The organism is Oleiagrimonas sp. MCCC 1A03011 (assembly GCF_003267965.1).
Lineage (GTDB): Bacteria > Pseudomonadota > Gammaproteobacteria > Xanthomonadales > Rhodanobacteraceae > Oleiagrimonas > Oleiagrimonas citrea.
This window is the reverse complement of record NZ_MSPY01000004.1, coordinates 121,490-137,749: the sequence shown is the minus strand read 5'-3', so window position 1 is coordinate 137,749 and position 16,260 is coordinate 121,490. Positions and strand designations below refer to the sequence as shown.

Sequence of the window (16,260 nt, the reverse complement as noted above, 5' to 3'; positions counted from 1 at the left end):
TGCGTGGACGGTGCGGGACTGCCCCGTGACGATATCCCCGATGCGCCCATCATCGCGCACTCGGCGGTCGATGCAAAAGTGAGCCGGAATCCGGGGGGGACGTCGAGGGCCGTCACCGGCACGACAGGCGTGCCGGTGACGGGGAGGCGATAGGCGTCAGGCCGAGGCGACGAGGCGGTCGACGCGGCGGAACCCGCGCGGCAGCAGTCCGCCGCGGGTGGCGCGGGTGCCACCGTATTCGACCAGGTCGGCCCACTTCAGGATCAGTTTGCGCTGGCCGGCGAACAGGGTGACCTCGCCGCTGCCTTCGGCGATCACGGCGACGCCGGCGACGCGTTCGTCGCCGCTGTCCAGCTTGGCCTTGGGGATGCTGATGAGCTTGTTGCCCTTGCCCTTGTCCAGTTCCGGCAGCTCGGCGACGGAGAACATCAGCAGATGGCCGGCGGTGGTGGCGACGACGATGCGGTCGCGCGATGGCTCGGCGGTGACCGGCGGCGGCAGCATGTGCGCGCCGTCGGGCAGGTTGATGAGCTGCTTGCCGGCCTTCTTGTTCGAGAGCATCGATTCGAAGCGGGCGACGAAGCCGTAGCCGAAGTCCGAGGCCAGCACCAGACGGGTGTCGTTGCCGCCGCTGGCCATGACGTCGAAGCGCGCGCCGGCGGGCGGGCTGAAGCGGCCGGTCAGCGGTTCGCCGTTGCCGCGCGCCGAGGGCAGGGTGTGCGCCAGGGTCGAGTAGCTGCGGCCGGTGGAGTCGACGAACGCGACCTGCTGGTTGGTGCGGCTGGGCACGGCGCAGCCGAGCTGGTCGCCTTCGCGGTAGTTGAGGCCTTCGGCGTCGACATCGTGGCCCTTGGCCGCGCGCACCCAGCCCTTCTGTGACAGCACCACGGTCACCGGTTCGGAGACCACCAGGTCGCTTTCGTCCAGCGCCTGAGCGGCGTCGCGTTCGACCAGCGGCGAGCGACGGTCGTCGCCGAACTTCTCGGCGTCGGCCTTGATCTCGTCGCGGATCAGGCGCTTGAGCTTGGTCGGCGACTTCAGCAGCACGTTGATGCGTGCGCGCTCTTCCTCGAGCTTGTCGCACTCGGCGTTGATCTTCACTTCTTCGAGTCGGGCCAGTTGGCGCAGCTTGGTCTCGAGGATGTATTCGGCCTGTTCGACGCTGAGGCCGAAGCGCTCCATCAGCACCGGCTTGGGTTCGTCCTCGGTGCGGATGATGCGGATCACTTCGTCGATATTGAGGAAGGCGATGCGCAGACCTTCGAGCAGGTGCAGGCGGCGTTCGACCTTGGCCAGGCGGTGTTCCAGGCGGCGCGTCACCGTGGCGGTGCGGAACTTCAGCCATTCGCCGAGGATGGTCTTGAGATCCTTCACCTGCGGCCGGCCGTCCAGGCCGATCATGTTCAGGTTGACCCGGTAGCTCTTCTCCAGGTCGGTGGTGGCGAACAGGTGCTGCATCATGCCTTCGGTGTCCACGCGCGAAGAGCGCGGGACCAGCACCAGGCGCACCGGGTTCTCGTGATCGGATTCGTCGCGCAGATCTTCCAGCATCGGCAGCTTCTTGGCGCGCATCTGCGCGGCGATCTGCTCGAGCACCTTGGACGGGCTGACCTGGTGCGGCAGCGCGGTAATGACGACGTTGCCGTTCTCTTCGCGGTAGATGGCGCGCGCGCGCACCGAGCCGGTGCCCTTCTCGTAGATCTCCAGCAGTGCCTCGCGCGGCGTGATGATCTCCGAGGCGGTGGGGTAGTCCGGGCCCTTCACGTGCTCGCACAGGTCGGCCACCGTGGACTTCGGCTCTTCCAGCAGCCGGATCGCGGCGGTGGCGACTTCGCGCAGGTTGTGCGGCGGGATGTCGGTGGCCATGCCCACGGCGATGCCGGTGGAGCCGTTCAGCAGTACGTGCGGCAGGCGCGCGGGCAGCCACGAGGGTTCTTCCAGCGTGCCGTCGAAATTCGGCGACCAGTCCACCGTGCCCTGGCCCAGTTCGGCCAGCAGCACTTCGGCAATGGGATGCAGCTTGGACTCGGTGTAGCGCATCGCCGCGAAGCTCTTGGGGTCGTCCGGCGAACCGAAGTTGCCCTGGCCGTCGATCAGCGGGTAACGGTACGAGAACGGCTGCGCCATCAGCACCATGGCCTCGTAGCAGGCCGAGTCACCGTGCGGGTGGAACTTGCCGATCACGTCGCCGACGGTGCGCGCGGATTTCTTCGGCTTGGCGCTGGCGGCCAGGCCCAGTTCGCTCATGGCGTAGATGATGCGCCGCTGCACCGGCTTCAGGCCGTCGCCGACGAAGGGCAGTGCGCGGTCCAGCACGACGTACATCGAGTAGTCGAGATAGGCGCGTTCAGCGTATTCCTTGAGCGGGATCTGTTCGTAGTTGGCTTGCAGGTTCATGCGTGGGTTCTGCTGTGTCGTTCTGTGGGTCCAGCGCGCCCGGTGATGCGCGCGAGAAGTCGTTCAGGGCAGGCGTCGGGTCTGGATGCCGTGCTTGGCCAGTTGCATCTGTACGCTATCGGGACCGGCGAGATGCGCCGCACCGACGGCGACGAAATACACGCCGGGCGTCTGCATGATGTTGTGCAGTTTTCTGCCCCAGCGCGCATTGCGGTCGGCGATGAGGCGTTTGTACAGGCCGGGAGCTTGCTTGCGCAGTTTCAGGTCGGCCTTGCGCGCGATGGCATCGACGTTGCCGCTCTGCCAGTAGCCGATCAGCTCGTTGAGATCCTTCTTGGCGTTGCCGAAATCCTTCAGCACGCTGTGCAGGAAGGCCAGTTCCATGGCTGGTGGCATGTCGGCGAAGAAGCGGATCTGCTGCTCGGCGGTCTCCAGTCCCTTGACCGGCTTGCCGGCCTGTTCGAACTGCGCCTTGAGCTGCTTGTCGACGCCGCTGTTGGGGTCCATGCCGGCCTTCAGCAGGGGCGCGACGCTCAGCGTCAGCCCCGCCAGCCACGGGCGCATCGGCTCCAGCGTGGCTTCGCCGCCGGGCAGACCGGCGACCCGCGCGGCCTGCTGCAGGCGGTGCATGTCGGCCTCGTTGACCTTGCTGGACAGCGGGTGCGACAGGTCCAGGCCGTACTTCAGCGCCAGCATCTGCACGTTGGCCTGGTTGTCGTCGGTCAGTTCGATATACAGCGTCTTGCTGGACTTCAGTGCCTTGTCCAGTTGCGCGTCGTGCCAGTTCATGTGGTCGGGCAGCAGGTGCACGGTGCCGAACAGGTACAGGGTGCTGTTGCCGCTGTGGGCGACCCACAGCGCGGGCTGCGCCAGCGCCGGCAGCGCGAGCAGGGCGAGCGCGACCACGGCCAGTCGCGCGAGGCGTTGTAGAAGCGTCATGGCGGTCCTTCGTGGGACGACGATCCGCCTACTTTAGCGCGATTCGCGCGGCGCGCGACCGGTGCGGGTCAACGCGGCACGCGATAGCCGCCGGGCACGCCGTCCGGGCTGAGTGTCAGTTGCCAGAGCTGGTCGCGGCGCGAACGGAACACCGCGGCCGAGGTGGCCAGGTAGAAGTGCCACATGCGACGGAAGGTCTCGTCGTAGTTCGCCGAAAGCTGCGGCCAGGCGGCGTCGAAATTGGCCGTCCAGGCCATCAGCGTGCGGTCGTAGTCGGGGCCGAAGTTGTGCCAGTCCTCGACCACGAACAGGTCCTCCAGCGCGGACGCGACCTGGCTGGCGGCGGGGATCATGGAGTTGGGAAAGATGTACTTCTCGATCCACGGGTCCGGCTGCGCCGGCGCGCCGTTGCTGCCGATGGTGTGCAGCAACGACAGACCGTCCGGCTTCAGGCAGCGACGCACCATCTCGAAGTAGCTGCGGTAGTTCTTGCCGCCGACGTGTTCGAACATGCCGATCGAGTAGATGGCGTCGAAGGTTTCGTCGACGTCGTGATAGTCCTGCAGGCGGATCTCGACGGGCAGTCCGGCACACAGTTCGCGTGCGAACTCGGCCTGTTCCTGCGATACGGTCACGCCGACGCCTTCCACGCCATAGCGTTCGGCGGCGAATTTCAGCGCTTCGCCCCAGCCGCAGCCGATGTCGAGCACGCGCATGCCGGGCTTGAGCTTCAGCTTGCGGCAGACCAGGTCGAGCTTGGCCTCCTGCGCGTCGTCGACGTTGTCGGCTTCGGCCCAGTAGCCGCAGGAGTAGACCAGGCGTTTGCCCAGCATGGCCTTGAACAGGTCGTTGCCGAGATCGTAATGGGCCTTGCCGATCTCGAAGGCGTGTTCGCCGCGTTGCAGATTGACGAAGCGCGCCTTGAGGTGCGCGATCAGCGTGTCCAGCGTCTTCAGGTCGCGATCCAGCTGCGCGGCCAGAATGCGGGTGAAGAAGCCGGGCAGGTCCTCGGCATCCCACCAGCCCTCCATGTAGGCCTCGCCCAGACCGAGCGAACCATGCGCGAACACGCGTGCGTACAGACGGGAGTCATGCACATGGATGTCGGTCGGCGCGGGGCCGTCGAGGTGGATGTCCGCCTTCGCCAGCAGGGCGATGGCGCGTTCCTTGAGTGAATCGTCGCTCACAGGCTGCTCCTCGATGCGGAAAAGTTTTCGGGGCGAACGTCGCGGGACGTGTCAGGTCCTTGTGTGCGTACCCTGTATCGATACGTGGCTCGCCGCCGTATCCGAAGTGGGGATGGACGCGGGTGATTTCACGCAGAAGCTCGGGTCTTCGGGATGTTGCGCGCGCTGCATGTCGCAGAGATGCTCCCACCGGCGGTACTGTGCGCGTTTCTCCGGTGCCGGGTCTTCGTGACCCTGCAGCCAGAAACGCATCCAGTCAACGGTGCCACCTTGCGAGGCCATGCGCGCGGCCGGCTGCGTGTTTTCGTGCTCGTCGGAGTGCAGCAAGTTCATGGCGACGGGCTTGTGCAGATAGCGCAGCGCGGCATACGGTTCCCACAGGAATTCGACGCCGCTGGCTTCGGTGCCGACGACGAGCAGCGGCGTGGTCACCTTGTCCATGTGGAAGGTGGGCGCATTCTTCAGCCATTTCTGCAGACCCTTGCCGAAGGGGGCCGCCTGGTTGAGCGTGTCGTCTTCACGGGACGTGCTGTTGCCGAATGCATCCAGGGACAGCATGTACTGCCAGTAGCCGGCATTGACGCCGTCGGTGATGGTGGCGGTCGCGAAATGGTGTTTGCCTCGGGTCAGTGCTTCCAGCACGTAGTAGCAGGTGCGGCTGAAGCCGACGATGCCAATGCGTTGCGGGTCGATCCATTTCAGCCGTTGCAGCTTGTCGATCGCGGCGTCGTACGAACGCGCCTGGCAGGGGGCTTCGTCGGGCGTCAGGATTTCCGGGCAGCTGTTGGTCTGCAGCACGATGAAGCCCTGCGCGGCCAGTTCCTGGGCGGCGAAGGCCGTCGTGTAGACGCCGCTCGGGCTGAACTCGCCGATGTGAAAGCCGTGCGTCTGGATGACCAGCGGATAGCGTTTGCCCGGTTGATAATCCGCGGGCTTGAACAGGCCGCCGGTCATGACGTGGCCGTTCGGAAGCTTCCAGTGGAAGATCGAAATCGGGTTCAGGGTCACGTTGGCCAGTTGGGGGTTCGGGTCCCAGACAATGCGGGAGCGGTGATTCGCGGTATCGGTCGCGACCAGCTTCGGCGGCAGGTCGTAGCGTTGGCGGATGGACAGCTTCAGCGTGTCGCTGTCGGTCGCGTCGTGTCCGGTTTTCGCGGTGAGTAGCGTCCAGTCGTGTTGCCCATGGGGCATGTAGCGGCGTGTCACGTTGCGGTGATCGCGGACATGCAGACGCTCGACGTCGATCAGAATTTCACGGTTGTCGGGACCGCCAAAGCGCAGGTGCTTGAGCGATTCCTTGCGAGCGGGCTTGCCGTCCACATAGAGCGGTTTCAGGTGCTCGATGCAGGACACGCCTGCATGGTCGACGCGAGCCAGAGCGACGCATGGCGGGTTCCGAGTGATGCTCCCGTCCGCACCGAACAGGAACTGGTCCGGAAGTAGCACGCGTCGGGAATCGGGCGACCATGCCGGCTGCACCAGCGTGAACCAGGTCGCGGAGAAGCCGGTCGGTGCTTTCGACGGGAAGCGTTGCGCGCCGGTTTTCAGGTTGATCAGCGCGTAGCGGCTGACGAGGCGTTGGTTGAGGCTGAGCGGACCGAGATCCTGCGGTCCACCATGCACGCTGTAGGTCTTCAGGACGACGGGCCACTGCTCCCAGGCGACAGGGACGTTGCGCACTGGAAGGGCCGTAAGCAGCCAATTTCCGTCCGGCGACAGACTGAGGTCGCGTTGGCCCTCGCCGAAGATGTACAGCGGCTTGCCGCTGTTGGGATCTTCCAGGCGCGTCGGTGCGCCGCCCCGTGCGGCCCACAACTCGCTGCGTTCATAGAACTTGGCTTGCTGCGGATACTTGTCGACTGGGTAGACGATGGTGAACAGCGGTCGTCCGGTCACGTCCTCGCTGCCGGTTTGTCTGGCACTGGGCTTGTAGATTTTCGGATCGCGTGCCGCGTAGACGTAGTGGTGTCGGTCGTGGATGTCCGCTGCAGTGACGTCCTGTCCGGGCAGTGAAAGTATTTGCAGGCGTTTACCGGACAAATCGGCAAAGACCAGACGGTGTTTGCCGTGAACGAACTTCAGGAAAGTCAGAGCGCGTGAATCCGGCGTCCAGCGAATGTTGCTCATTGCCGGCCCTTCCTTGTAGGGCGCCATCGAAATGGTCCACAGCGGCGTCGGTGGCGCAGCGGATTTGGGTCCCGTGATCCATTTCTTCAGTGCGCGTGTGGAATAGATGCGAAGGATGCCTTCGACTTTGTTCTGCTCGAGCTGCCCGCGTTCGACATAAACGGCGGCCTTGCTGCGGTCCGGCGACCAAGTGATGGGTGGGACGGGGTAGTCGCCGAAGGTGGCGATGCGGATGTCGTCCTTGACGGTGAATCGATGCTGCGCTGCATGAGCGCTGCCCAGAAAGGAGACAGCGCATGCTGCCATGACGAGCCACGTACGAATATGCATCGGTACTCCCCTGTGCGGAGCCATTTGTCCATACTTCCCGAGTATGGTGAATGGCCTGTCCTGCATACGGGGCATCCACGCGCGCCCCGGCGTGCCTATGCCAGTGCGCGAGGGCCGTGGTGGCGCGTGTTCGTCGCGCTGGCGGTGCTTCAGTTGTTCTTGTGCTGCCCCAGTACGCCGATCTCGACGGGCGAGCTGGTGTAGACCAGTTCCACTCCGGCCTCGCGCACCGTGTTCAACAGCTGTTCGGCTTCCGAGTCGCGCAGCACGAATTCCACGCGCACCGGCATGTCGCCGGCGAGTTCGAAGAAGGCTTCCTCGTGCAGCACGCCGTGGCGGCCGAAACCGGCGATGGCGCGGAAGGCCGAGCCGCCGGCCAGGCCCTGGTCACGGGCTTGTTCCAGAATCCATTCGTACAGCAGCCGGCCCTTGTGCTTGGCATTGCTGTGTACGTAGAAGCGCAGATTGACGCCTTGCAGGTGCATCGTCTCGGTAGCATTCATGCGGCAGGTCTCCATTCAAGCGCGCAGCAGGGTGCGGATCAAGGTCAGGCCGACGATGGTCATGGTGATCGAACCGATCACGTGCACCGCGACATGGCCGGCGAACCACATGTACTGCTGGCGCAGCAGCAGGGTCGTGGCCTCGGCCGAGAAGGTCGAGAACGTGGTCAGACCGCCGAGGAAACCTGTGCCGATCATCAGTTGCACTTCGGCCGGGAGCGTTCGGTAATGCGCGAACGCGCCGAGTGCGACACCCATCAGCAGACCGCCCAGCAGATTGGCGGCCAGCGTGCCGATGGGCAGCGTCGGAAAGATCGGATTGAACAGCATGCCCAGCCAGTAGCGCAGCAGTGCGCCGAGACCGGCGCCGCAGGCAATGGCGATGATTGCGGTGATGCCCATCGGGACTCCCTCGTGATCCTGTCAGCCAGCGAAACCCCGCGACCGGAATGGCGCGGGGTTCGACGGAACAGACATCATCAGCCCTCGGGCGGTTCGTCCGGAGGCCGGACGGGAGGCATGCCATCTCCCCGGACCCCATTGCCGGAGGCCCGTCGGCGAATCATAACTGCCTGCCATGGTTGGCGTCACCTGTCGGGCGGCGCGGGGCAGACCCGCTACAATCGGATGCCCGCTCACGCGAACCCGTCATGACTCGAAACGATTCCCAGCGCTACGGCTTGCTGGCCGTGCTGCTTGCGGCCCTGTCGATGATCGGGCCGTTCTCCATCGATGCGATCTTTCCGGCTTTCGAGCGCATCGGTGCGGAGTTCGGTGTCGGTGCGGACGCGATGCAGCAGACGGTCAGCGTGTATCTGCTGGCCTACGCGGCGATGAGCCTGTTCCACGGCGCGCTGTCTGATGCCTATGGCCGCAAGCCGGTCATCGTGATTGGCATGCTGTGCTACGGCGTGGCCTCGATGGGTGCGGCGCTGGCTGATTCCTTCACCATGCTGCTGGTATTCCGCGGCTTGCAGGGACTCTGCGCGGGCGCGGGCATCGTGGTCGGTCGCGCCGTGGTGCGCGATCGGCTGGAGGGTGCGGCGGCGCAGCGTCTGCTGGCGCGTGCCCTGATGATCTTCAGTGTGGCGCCGGCGATCGCGCCGATGGTGGGGGCGTTCATTCTCGGCGTCAGCGGTTGGCGCGCGATCTTCTGGTGCCTGGCCGGATTCGCCTGGCTGATGGCGCTGGCCTGCGCGCTGTTGCTGGCCGAGTCGCATCCGCACGCCGCTCGGACGCGATTCGCGCCGGGGCCATTGCTTGCGGGCTATCGCGCCATCGCGCGCGACAGCCGTTTCTGGCAGTTGACGATCGCGGCCACGGTCAATTTCAGCAGTCTGTTCCTGTACATCGCTTCGGCACCAGTGATCGTGCTTCAGCATCTCGGACTGGGAGCGCACGGATTTCCGTGGCTGTTCGTGCCGGTGGTGATCGGCCTGATGGGCGGAAGCGCGCTGTCCGGACAGCTGGCCGGCCGCATCAGCGCACGCCGCACGATCCGCATGGGCTATCTGTTGATGCTCGTGGCGTGCGTGGCGCACGTGACGCTGGCCTATGCACTGCCGCAGCCGCGCGTGCCGTGGTCGATGCTGCCGCTGGCGGTGCAGGGCATCGGAGTGCAACTGGCGTTTCCCACGCTGACACTGCTGCTGCTGGATCGCTTTCCGCATCGGCGCGGTTCAGTGTCGGCGGTGCAGGCGGGGTTGAGTCTGCTGTTCAACGCCATCGTCGCCGGTGTCTTCTCGCCACTGCTGTCGGTGTCGATGGTGGAGCTGGCCTGGGGCACCTGTTTGCTCACGGCGATCGGGTGGGTGGCCTGGTATCGCTGCGAATGCTCGTTGCGGCGCCTGCACCCGACGGCGGGACCGGAAGCGGTGCCGGCGGAGAGCGAACCGGTGGAGCCGGCCTGAGTCAGCCGGCGCGGATCAGGCGGCGGCGAGGTCCGGCAACAGCTGGCGCTGCGCCAACCAGACGCGGGCATTCTCGGCGTCCTGTTCGAACCACGCCCGGGTACTGCCGAGCCGGAAGCTGTAGCCCCAGGCATCCATGTCGCGCATCAGCCGCTCACGACCCACGCCGGGCAGGGCGTCGGCGAGCACGATCTGCAGGAAGCAGGTCGCGTCTTCTTCCTCGATGGAGTCGGTGGCATCGGTGTGCACCTGCGCGCGGCGTTCCGCGGGAAGAACGATCAGATGGCAGGCTTCGTGCAGCATCGAGTGCACGGGCGTGTCGCCACGCACGAAGACCTGCGCGCCGATGATGCCGGCCTCGGGCTCGCCCCAGTAGCTGCCGGGAATCGGCGCGTCGTCCGCGACGAGCTGGAGTTGCAGTCCGTGACGGGCGAGCAGATGCTGCGCGTCGCCGAAGGTGATGTCGACGACGCGCAGCACGGTATCGGCTTCGGCCTCCGCTACGGCGTGGTCAGGCGTTGTCATCTTCCGATTCGGGCAGCGCCACGGACAGTTCCAGCACGTCGTGGCCGCTGTCGGATTCGAGGTTGACGTTGACCGCGTCCGGATCGACGTGCACGTATTTGCGGATCACTTCCAGCAACTCGCTGCGCAACAGGGGCAGGTAGTCCGGTCCGCCTCGCGTGCTGCGTTCCTGCGCGACGATGATGCGCAGGCGCTCGCGCGCCAGGTTGGCGGTGTTCTTCGGCTTGCTGCGCAGAAAATCCAGGATTCCCATCATCAACCTCCGAACATGCGCTTCAGCAGACCCTTGCGCTGCACGTCCAGAAAGCGCAGCGGACGTTCCTCGCCGAGGATGCGTGCGACCGTGTCCTGATATGCCTGGCCGGCCAGGGATTCATTGTCCAGGATCACCGGCACGCCGGCGTTGGAGGCAGCCAGGACCTGCTCGGACTCGGGGATCACGCCGACCACCGAGATGCCCAGGATTTCCTCGACGTCCTGCACGCTGAGCATTTCGCCGGCGGCCACGCGGACCGGGTTGTAGCGGCTCAGCAACAGGTGCTGGGCTACCTCGCCGCTGCCGTTCTCGGCATGGCGCGTCTTGCTGGCGAGCAGGCCCAGGATGCGGTCGGAGTCGCGCACCGAGGACACTTCCGGGTTGACCACGACGACGGCCTGGTCGGCGAAGTACATGGCCAGATGTGCGCCTTTCTCGATGCCGGCGGGCGAGTCGCAGACCACGTAGTCGAACTTGTCCTCTTCCAGACCCTTGAGGACCTTTTCCACGCCCTCCTGGGTCAGCGCGTCCTTGTCGCGCGTCTGCGAGGCGGCGAGCACGTAGAGGTTGTTCAGACGCTTGTCGCGGATCAGCGCCTGCTTCAGCGTCGCTTCGCCCTGGATGACGTTGACGAAGTCGTACACCACGCGGCGCTCGCAGCCCATGATGAGGTCGAGATTGCGCAGACCGACGTCGAAGTCGATCACGGCAACCTTCTTGCCGAGCTGAGCCAGACCAGTCGCCAGCGAAGCGCTGGTGGTGGTCTTGCCGACGCCGCCCTTGCCGGACGTGACAACGAGGATCTCAGTCAAGTGGGTATCTCCAGATTCGGGGGTTGCCCTGTTTGCGTTCGGTGGAAGATCAAAGGGGTTCGATGAGCAGCTTGTCGCCATCCAGACGGCACTGTACCGCTTTGCCGGCGATGTCGGCGGGTAATTGTTCGAACACGCGGTACTGGCCGGCGATGGACACCAGCTCGGCGCGGAAGTCGGAGCAGAAAATGCGTGCGTCCTCGTCGCCCTGCGCACCGGCGAGGGCGCGGCCGCGCAAGGTGCCGTAGACGTGGATGGAGCCGTCGGCGATGACTTCGGCGGCGTTGGCCACGACGCCATTCACGACCAGGTCGCGCTCTCGTGCATAGATCTGCTGGCCGGAACGCACCTGACCGTCGTGGTACTGGCTGCGCAGGCCGAGCGTGTCCGCGGCGGCCGGCTGCGGAGCGGGAGCTGCGGCTGCCGACGCTGCTGTCGGTGCGGGCGATGCTGCCGTGACCGAGCCGTCGGCGCGCTCGTAGGCACTGCGGAACTTGGCGATCAGCGGCAGATGCATGCGCTCGGCCAGCGCCTCGGTTTCCTTGGTGCCGTAGGCCAGACCGACCGGCAGCATGCCGGCCGTGCGGACGGCTTCGAGCATGGCGTCGACCATGCCGTCGTCCGGCAAGTCGGAAAGATGGCTCAGGTCCAGCACCACGGCGGTGCGCAGGAACAGCTGCGGCGCGGCCTGCACGCGGCGTTCCAGTTCTTCGCAAATGGCGGCGGCGTCAGCCTGGCGCACGCGCACACAGGCCATGCCGACCTGGCCGAAGCGCAGGTCGCAAGCGGATTCGAGAGAAGTATTCACGGAGTTCATGCGTGGCCGGTCCCCACGGCGTGCTGCGGTGCCTCGGCATCTGCGCGTCGGCGCTCGCAAAGCCAGGGTACGTCGGGCAGGCCGCCCTGTTCGAGGTAGCGCTCGCGGACGAAGTCGTAGCTGCACAGGCTCTTGCTGAGCAGGCTGACCGGACGGTCGCTGCCGGGCATCCGCTGCTGGCCGACCTCATGGAAGCCGAAGCTGCCATGGAACAGCAGCGTGGCGTCGTCGCGCGGCTCCAGGAAGACTTCGCAGGTGAGCTGGGGCACACGCACCTCGGCGTAGCTCTGCACGTCGCTGTAGAACACGCGGCCAAGCCCGTGGCGACGGCTGTTGCGGGCGATCACGATGCGGTCGATGTAGAGGAAGCGCGGCAGGCGCTCGCGGAACCAGAGAAAGTTGGGACTGTCATGATCCGCGTACTCGCGAACGGCAATGAGGAAGCCGGCGATGGCGCCGTCCATTTCGGCGACGCGGAAATAGTCGGCAGTGTCGAAGAAGTGGCGCAGTTGCGCTTTACTCATGGGGAGGATGCCTTCGCCGGCAGCATTGTTGACTGCCAGTACGGAATCCAGGTCGTGCTCGCACACGTCACGGACGGCCAAGACCATTGCTACTCCGCTTGATACAACGTGAAACCGCGCCGCACAGGCGTCGCGGGGTCCCTTGCGACGCGGCCATGTGCCGGGCGCATCGCAGTCGAATCCGGCAGCCCTCGTCTGCCATGACACCGCGCATTATCGCACGGACGCAGGCGTCGTGAGGCATCATGATGCACAGCGCGTTCAGATTTCGTCCTGGCTGCGGCCATGACTTCGGACCGATTGCTTCGCCCTCCGCGGCGTCTATGATGCAAGCCATGTTCGGCATCAAGCTCAATCACACCAGCATGCTGCGCTACGCGGCCCTGTTCACCTATCTCTGTGTGGGCGTGCCGCTGGTGACCACATGGGCGAATCAGCGTCTGAGTATGCTGCAGCGGCCCAATATGGCCTTGCTGATCTGGGCCGGCTGCTATCTGGTGTTCGGCGTCATCTACTGGCTGCTGACCCACAACTTCGGCTCGCGGCGCTACTGGGTCCTGAAGACGTTGGGCCTGGCGGTGATGACGGCGGCGTCGATCATGGTCGGCTGGATCAGCCACAGCGGTCTGTCGGCCATGCTGATGGTGGTGATCACCGTGGTGCTGCCGTGGCTGTTGCCACTGTGGATCGGTGTGGCGTGGATGGTGCTGCAGAACCTGAGTCTGGTGATGGTGTTCTCGCGGTTTCCCGAGAACCAGTACAGCATCGCCACGGCTCTGCTGCAGTCGAGCGTCTATCTGGGCATTGCCGCGCTGGCCTTCGTGGTGTCGCTGGTCGCCAAGCAGCAGGCGGAGGAGCGCGAGCGCCAGCGGCAGCTCAATTCCGAATTGCGCGCCACGCGTGCGTTGCTGGCCGAATCCAGCCGCATCGCCGAGCGCATGCGCATTTCGCGCGAACTGCACGATCTGGTCGGTCACCATCTGACCGCGTTGAGCCTGAATCTCGAAGTGGCCAGCCATCTGGCGCAGCCGCCGGCGGCCGATCACGTGCGCAAGGCGCAGGGTACGGCCAAGCAATTGCTCGCCGATGTGCGGGAGGTGGTCAGCGAGTTGCGTCAGGACGCCGAACTGGATCTGACGCAGGCGCTGAACAGCCTGATCGAGGGCGTGCCCAGTCTGCATGTGCACTTGAAGATGCCGTCGCGTTTCGCCGTGGAGGATCCGCAGCGCGCCCAGGTGCTGCTGCGCTGCGTGCAGGAGGTGCTGACCAATACCGTGCGCCATGCGCATGCCAGCAACCTCTGGCTTCACATCGAACGCACGGCCGACGGCGGCCTGCAGCTGGATGCGCGCGACGACGGTCGGGGCGCGCCGCAGTTGAAGCCGGGCAACGGACTGGTCGGCATGCGCGAGCGGCTGGCCGAGGTCGGCGGTCGTCTGGACATTCCTCACCCGCAGACGCGCGGCTTTCACCTCAGCGCCTGGCTGCCGCTGGAGCCCGAGGTCGGCCTGCCCGGGGTGAGCGCGAGGCCGAAGGCGTCGGGCGCGGCATGAACACAGGTGGGCATGAGGCCCGATTCATCATGACTGGTTGCGAGGAAAACTCATGATTTCAGTGTGTCTGGTCGACGATCAGAATCTGGTGCGGCAAGGCATCCGTTCGCTGCTGGATCTGGCCGAAGATGTGCAGGTGGTGGCCGAGTGCGCCGATGGCGCCGAGGCGGTGGAGCAGATTCCCAAGCTCAAGCCGGATGTGGTGCTGCTGGATCTGCGCATGCCGAAGATGACCGGCATCGAGGTGCTGCAGCGTCTGTCGGCCAATGATGCGCTGCCGCCGACGGTGATTCTGACCACGTTCGACGACGATCAACTGGTGCTGGCGGGCCTGAAGGCGGGTGCGCGCGGTTATCTGCTCAAGGATGTGTCGCTGGACCAGCTGGTCGAGGCCGTGCGGACGGTTGCCGCGGGCGGCTCGCTGGTGGCGCCGGTGGTGACGCAGCGGCTCAAGGCCGGCGTCGGGCGGATCCAGAATGAATTCACCAGCCTGGAACAACCGGACCCTCTCACGGAGCGTGAGACGGAGATCCTGCGTCTGCTGGCGGGCGGCTACAGCAACAAGGAAATCGCCAATTCCCTGCGCGTGGCGGAGGGCACCGTGAAGAATCACGTGTCCAACATCCTGTCCAAGCTGGGGGTCCGGGACCGTACCCGTGCAGTGCTCAAGGCGCTGGAATTGGGGATCGTGTAGGGCGCAGAGCCTGCGCGGACGGCGCAAAACGGAAATTTTTCGCTGCCCCTAGCCCGGCGCAGCGTGAACAAGTACCATCGGGGACTTCGGTGTCGCACCTTGGGAACGGCGCGCCGCAATTGTTGGGTGTGCCTGTGTCCGGCCAGGGCCGGAGAGGCGCGCACCGGTACCACGTTCGGAGACTTGTCGAATGACGCGTGTTTTAGAATTCATCACCGCCCTGATCATCGTGGCTGTTCTTGCCGTGGTGATCGGCGTTCTCATGCCCAGCTCCGGCCATGTGGATCGCACCACCATGGTCAGCAAGGACATTCGTGACGTATACGATGTCTTTAACAACTTCCGTCGATTCCAGGACTACGCCGTTCTGCGTGTCTATGACCCGAATCTGACCTACAAGCTCGAGGGCAAGGCCTACGGTCCGGGCGCTGCGATCAGCTGGACCAGCGACGTGCCCAAGGTCGGCAACGGCCGTCTGGAAATCGCCTCCGCCACGCCCGGTTTCGCCGATGTCGGCGAGCAGGGTTCGGCCACGATCGTCTGGAAGGTCACCAACGACTGGCCGGGCGAGAACAAGCGCTTCACCATCAACATGGAGCGCGCTGGTCGCGGCAAGCGTCTGGTCAAGGTGACCTGGAACTACGACGTCGACTACGGCTGGAACCTGCTGGATCGCTACTCCAACCTGTTCATCCACGGCACGCCGGATTCGATGGTCCAGTACAGCCTCGGCAACGTGCAGAGCATGCTCGCCGCCGTGCCGAATATCGTCTATGACGATCTGAACCCGAAGCTGGTGGACACGCCGCAGCAGCCTGTGCTGTACGTCTCCACGGCGGCCAAGCGCAATCTGACCGATGTCGATGCGGCGACTGCCACGGCGATGACGCAGCTTCAGGACGCGATGAAGAAGCTGGGCGTCAAGCAGGCCGGTCCGCGCATCATCTTCACCACCAACTACGGTGATCAGAACTACACGTTCGACGTGGCCGTGCCGATCGACGCCAGCACGCTGAAGATCGACGGTCAGGACTACGCGCTGACGGCGCCGGTCCAGCCGAAGCTGGAAGGACCGGACAGCGCTTCCAGCGCGCCGGCCGAGGGTGCCAGTGCGGCAGCAGGCGCTTCGGCGGCCGCGCCGGCGATGGCCGCCAGCGCCGACAAGGTCGCCAAGGCCGATGCCAAGTCCGGCAAGAAGGCCGACAAGGCCGACATGGACACCGGTCCGAAGCCGGGCACCCGCGACAAGTACGGCCACCTGATCGTCGATCAGAACGTGCGCGGCATGCTGGCCTTCGGCGGTCGTGCGCTGGAAGCGAGCTGGACCGGTAACCCGGCCGGCATTCCGCCGACCCGCCTGAAGCTGGAAGCCTATGCCGCCACGCACGGTTACGACACCGACACCGTGGTGCACCGCTTCTACAACAAGCAGATCGTCGCGTACGAATCGAAGAAGCCGGATGGCAGCGAGGTGCTGTACGACGAGCAGACCTTCCACGTCTTCCTGCCGGTGACCGATGCGCCGGAGCAGACGCCGGAACAGGCTGCAGGCATGACCGATCAGCCGGCCGATGCCTCCAGCAGCGCGCCCGCCGATTCCAGCAGTGCCGCACCTGCCGCCAGCAGCGCCGAGCCTGCGGATGCCGAAAGCGCCAACTGAGGCTGAAAGGCAGTTCTATGGAAACG

15 protein-coding genes and 1 riboswitch are annotated in these 16,260 nt (G+C 65.3%); of the genes, 4 read left to right on the top strand and 11 right to left on the bottom strand.

Going from position 1 to position 16,260, the window contains the following annotated elements; translation table 11 throughout:
- Nucleotides 1–156 precede the first annotated feature (156 nt).
- The 6 genes from parC to crcB all read right to left on the bottom strand — a co-directional run bounded on the left by parC (nt 157) and on the right by crcB (nt 7,885).
- Nucleotides 157–2,397 (bottom strand): DNA topoisomerase IV subunit A, encoded by a 2,241-nt coding sequence (gene parC / locus BTJ49_RS09980; RefSeq protein ID WP_113065248.1) that lies wholly within the window; start codon nt 2,395–2,397, stop codon nt 157–159.
- Between the two features lie 63 nt (nt 2,398–2,460).
- Nucleotides 2,461–3,336 (bottom strand): TraB/GumN family protein, encoded by an 876-nt coding sequence (locus tag BTJ49_RS09975; protein ID WP_113065247.1) that lies wholly within the window; start codon nt 3,334–3,336, stop codon nt 2,461–2,463.
- Between the two features lie 68 nt (nt 3,337–3,404).
- Nucleotides 3,405–4,523, bottom strand: a complete 1,119-nt coding sequence (gene cfa / locus BTJ49_RS09970) for a cyclopropane fatty acyl phospholipid synthase (protein WP_113065246.1) — start codon at nt 4,521–4,523, stop codon at nt 3,405–3,407.
- Nucleotides 4,524–4,574: 51 nt separating this feature from the next.
- The gene (locus tag BTJ49_RS09965) at nt 4,575–6,980 is read right to left on the bottom strand and encodes a hypothetical protein (RefSeq protein ID WP_146742318.1); all 2,406 of its coding nucleotides are present in this window, start codon (nt 6,978–6,980) and stop codon (nt 4,575–4,577) included.
- Between the two features lie 149 nt (nt 6,981–7,129).
- Entirely contained in the window at nt 7,130–7,483 is a 354-nt protein-coding gene (locus BTJ49_RS09960) for a DUF190 domain-containing protein (RefSeq protein ID WP_113065384.1), read from the bottom strand.
- 15 nt (nt 7,484–7,498) lie between these two features.
- A complete protein-coding gene (gene crcB, locus BTJ49_RS09955; protein ID WP_113065244.1) occupies nt 7,499–7,885 on the bottom strand; it encodes a fluoride efflux transporter CrcB in 387 nt (128 codons plus the stop codon).
- Nucleotides 7,886–7,946: 61 nt separating this feature from the next.
- A riboswitch (Fluoride riboswitch) is annotated at nt 7,947–8,022 on the bottom strand.
- Nucleotides 8,023–8,133: 111 nt separating this feature from the next.
- On the opposite strand from crcB, the gene BTJ49_RS09950 reads away from it, so the two are divergent.
- Nucleotides 8,134–9,393, top strand: coding sequence for a multidrug effflux MFS transporter (locus tag BTJ49_RS09950; RefSeq protein WP_113065243.1), 1,260 nt, complete (start codon nt 8,134–8,136; stop codon nt 9,391–9,393).
- A gap of 15 nt (nt 9,394–9,408) precedes the next feature.
- Here the strand turns inward: BTJ49_RS09950 and BTJ49_RS09945 are convergent, their stop codons facing one another.
- Genes BTJ49_RS09945 through BTJ49_RS09925 form a run of 5 tightly spaced genes read right to left on the bottom strand, consistent with a single transcriptional unit; the run spans nt 9,409 to nt 12,414 of the window.
- Nucleotides 9,409–9,918: a hypothetical protein gene (locus BTJ49_RS09945; protein WP_113065242.1), complete on the bottom strand. Its 510-nt coding sequence runs from the start codon at nt 9,916–9,918 to the stop codon at nt 9,409–9,411.
- Nucleotides 9,905–10,171 carry a cell division topological specificity factor MinE gene (minE, locus tag BTJ49_RS09940; protein ID WP_113065383.1) on the bottom strand — a complete coding sequence of 89 codons (267 nt, stop codon included), beginning with the start codon at nt 10,169–10,171 and terminating at the stop codon, nt 9,905–9,907. The genes BTJ49_RS09945 and minE overlap by 14 nt, the downstream gene beginning before the upstream one ends.
- 2 nt (nt 10,172–10,173) lie before the next feature.
- Entirely contained in the window at nt 10,174–10,986 is an 813-nt protein-coding gene (gene minD / locus BTJ49_RS09935; RefSeq protein WP_113065241.1) for a septum site-determining protein MinD, read from the bottom strand.
- Nucleotides 10,987–11,035: 49 nt separating this feature from the next.
- A complete protein-coding gene (minC, locus tag BTJ49_RS09930) occupies nt 11,036–11,803 on the bottom strand; it encodes a septum site-determining protein MinC (protein WP_113065240.1) in 768 nt (255 codons plus the stop codon).
- Complete coding sequence (locus BTJ49_RS09925) at nt 11,800–12,414, bottom strand: GNAT family N-acetyltransferase (protein WP_113065239.1); 615 nt, start codon at nt 12,412–12,414, stop codon at nt 11,800–11,802. The genes minC and BTJ49_RS09925 overlap by 4 nt, the downstream gene beginning before the upstream one ends.
- Before the next feature lie 248 nt (nt 12,415–12,662).
- Between BTJ49_RS09925 and BTJ49_RS09920 the strand changes: the two genes are divergently transcribed.
- The 3 genes from BTJ49_RS09920 (at nt 12,663) to BTJ49_RS09910 (ending at nt 16,234) form a co-directional block, all read left to right on the top strand.
- A complete protein-coding gene (locus BTJ49_RS09920; protein ID WP_240601803.1) occupies nt 12,663–13,880 on the top strand; it encodes a sensor histidine kinase in 1,218 nt (405 codons plus the stop codon).
- Between the two features lie 52 nt (nt 13,881–13,932).
- Nucleotides 13,933–14,574 (top strand): response regulator transcription factor, encoded by a 642-nt coding sequence (locus BTJ49_RS09915; RefSeq protein ID WP_113065237.1) that lies wholly within the window; start codon nt 13,933–13,935, stop codon nt 14,572–14,574.
- A 190-nt stretch (nt 14,575–14,764) separates the two neighbouring features.
- Nucleotides 14,765–16,234 carry a polyketide cyclase gene (locus BTJ49_RS09910; protein ID WP_113065236.1) on the top strand — a complete coding sequence of 490 codons (1,470 nt, stop codon included), beginning with the start codon at nt 14,765–14,767 and terminating at the stop codon, nt 16,232–16,234.
- Nucleotides 16,235–16,260 lie beyond the last annotated feature (26 nt).

Bases quoted from the DNA above. Each gene is read 5' to 3' on its own strand.
- BTJ49_RS09920 (WP_240601803.1), top strand. From the start codon at position 12,663: ATGTTCGGCATCAAGCTCAATCACACCAGCATGCTGCGCTACGCGGCC.
- BTJ49_RS09965 (WP_146742318.1), bottom strand. From the start codon at position 6,980: ATGCATATTCGTACGTGGCTCGTCATGGCAGCATGCGCTGTCTCCTTT.
- BTJ49_RS09950 (WP_113065243.1), top strand. From the start codon at position 8,134: ATGACTCGAAACGATTCCCAGCGCTACGGCTTGCTGGCCGTGCTGCTT.
- minC (WP_113065240.1), bottom strand. From the start codon at position 11,803: ATGAACTCCGTGAATACTTCTCTCGAATCCGCTTGCGACCTGCGCTTC.
- BTJ49_RS09925 (WP_113065239.1), bottom strand. From the start codon at position 12,414: ATGGTCTTGGCCGTCCGTGACGTGTGCGAGCACGACCTGGATTCCGTA.
- BTJ49_RS09915 (WP_113065237.1), top strand. From the start codon at position 13,933: ATGATTTCAGTGTGTCTGGTCGACGATCAGAATCTGGTGCGGCAAGGC.
- BTJ49_RS09910 (WP_113065236.1), top strand. From the start codon at position 14,765: ATGACGCGTGTTTTAGAATTCATCACCGCCCTGATCATCGTGGCTGTT.
- crcB (WP_113065244.1), bottom strand. From the start codon at position 7,885: ATGGGCATCACCGCAATCATCGCCATTGCCTGCGGCGCCGGTCTCGGC.
- BTJ49_RS09975 (WP_113065247.1), bottom strand. From the start codon at position 3,336: ATGACGCTTCTACAACGCCTCGCGCGACTGGCCGTGGTCGCGCTCGCC.
- minE (WP_113065383.1), bottom strand. From the start codon at position 10,171: ATGGGAATCCTGGATTTTCTGCGCAGCAAGCCGAAGAACACCGCCAAC.
- BTJ49_RS09945 (WP_113065242.1), bottom strand. From the start codon at position 9,918: ATGACAACGCCTGACCACGCCGTAGCGGAGGCCGAAGCCGATACCGTG.
- parC (WP_113065248.1), bottom strand. From the start codon at position 2,397: ATGAACCTGCAAGCCAACTACGAACAGATCCCGCTCAAGGAATACGCT.
- BTJ49_RS09960 (WP_113065384.1), bottom strand. From the start codon at position 7,483: ATGAATGCTACCGAGACGATGCACCTGCAAGGCGTCAATCTGCGCTTC.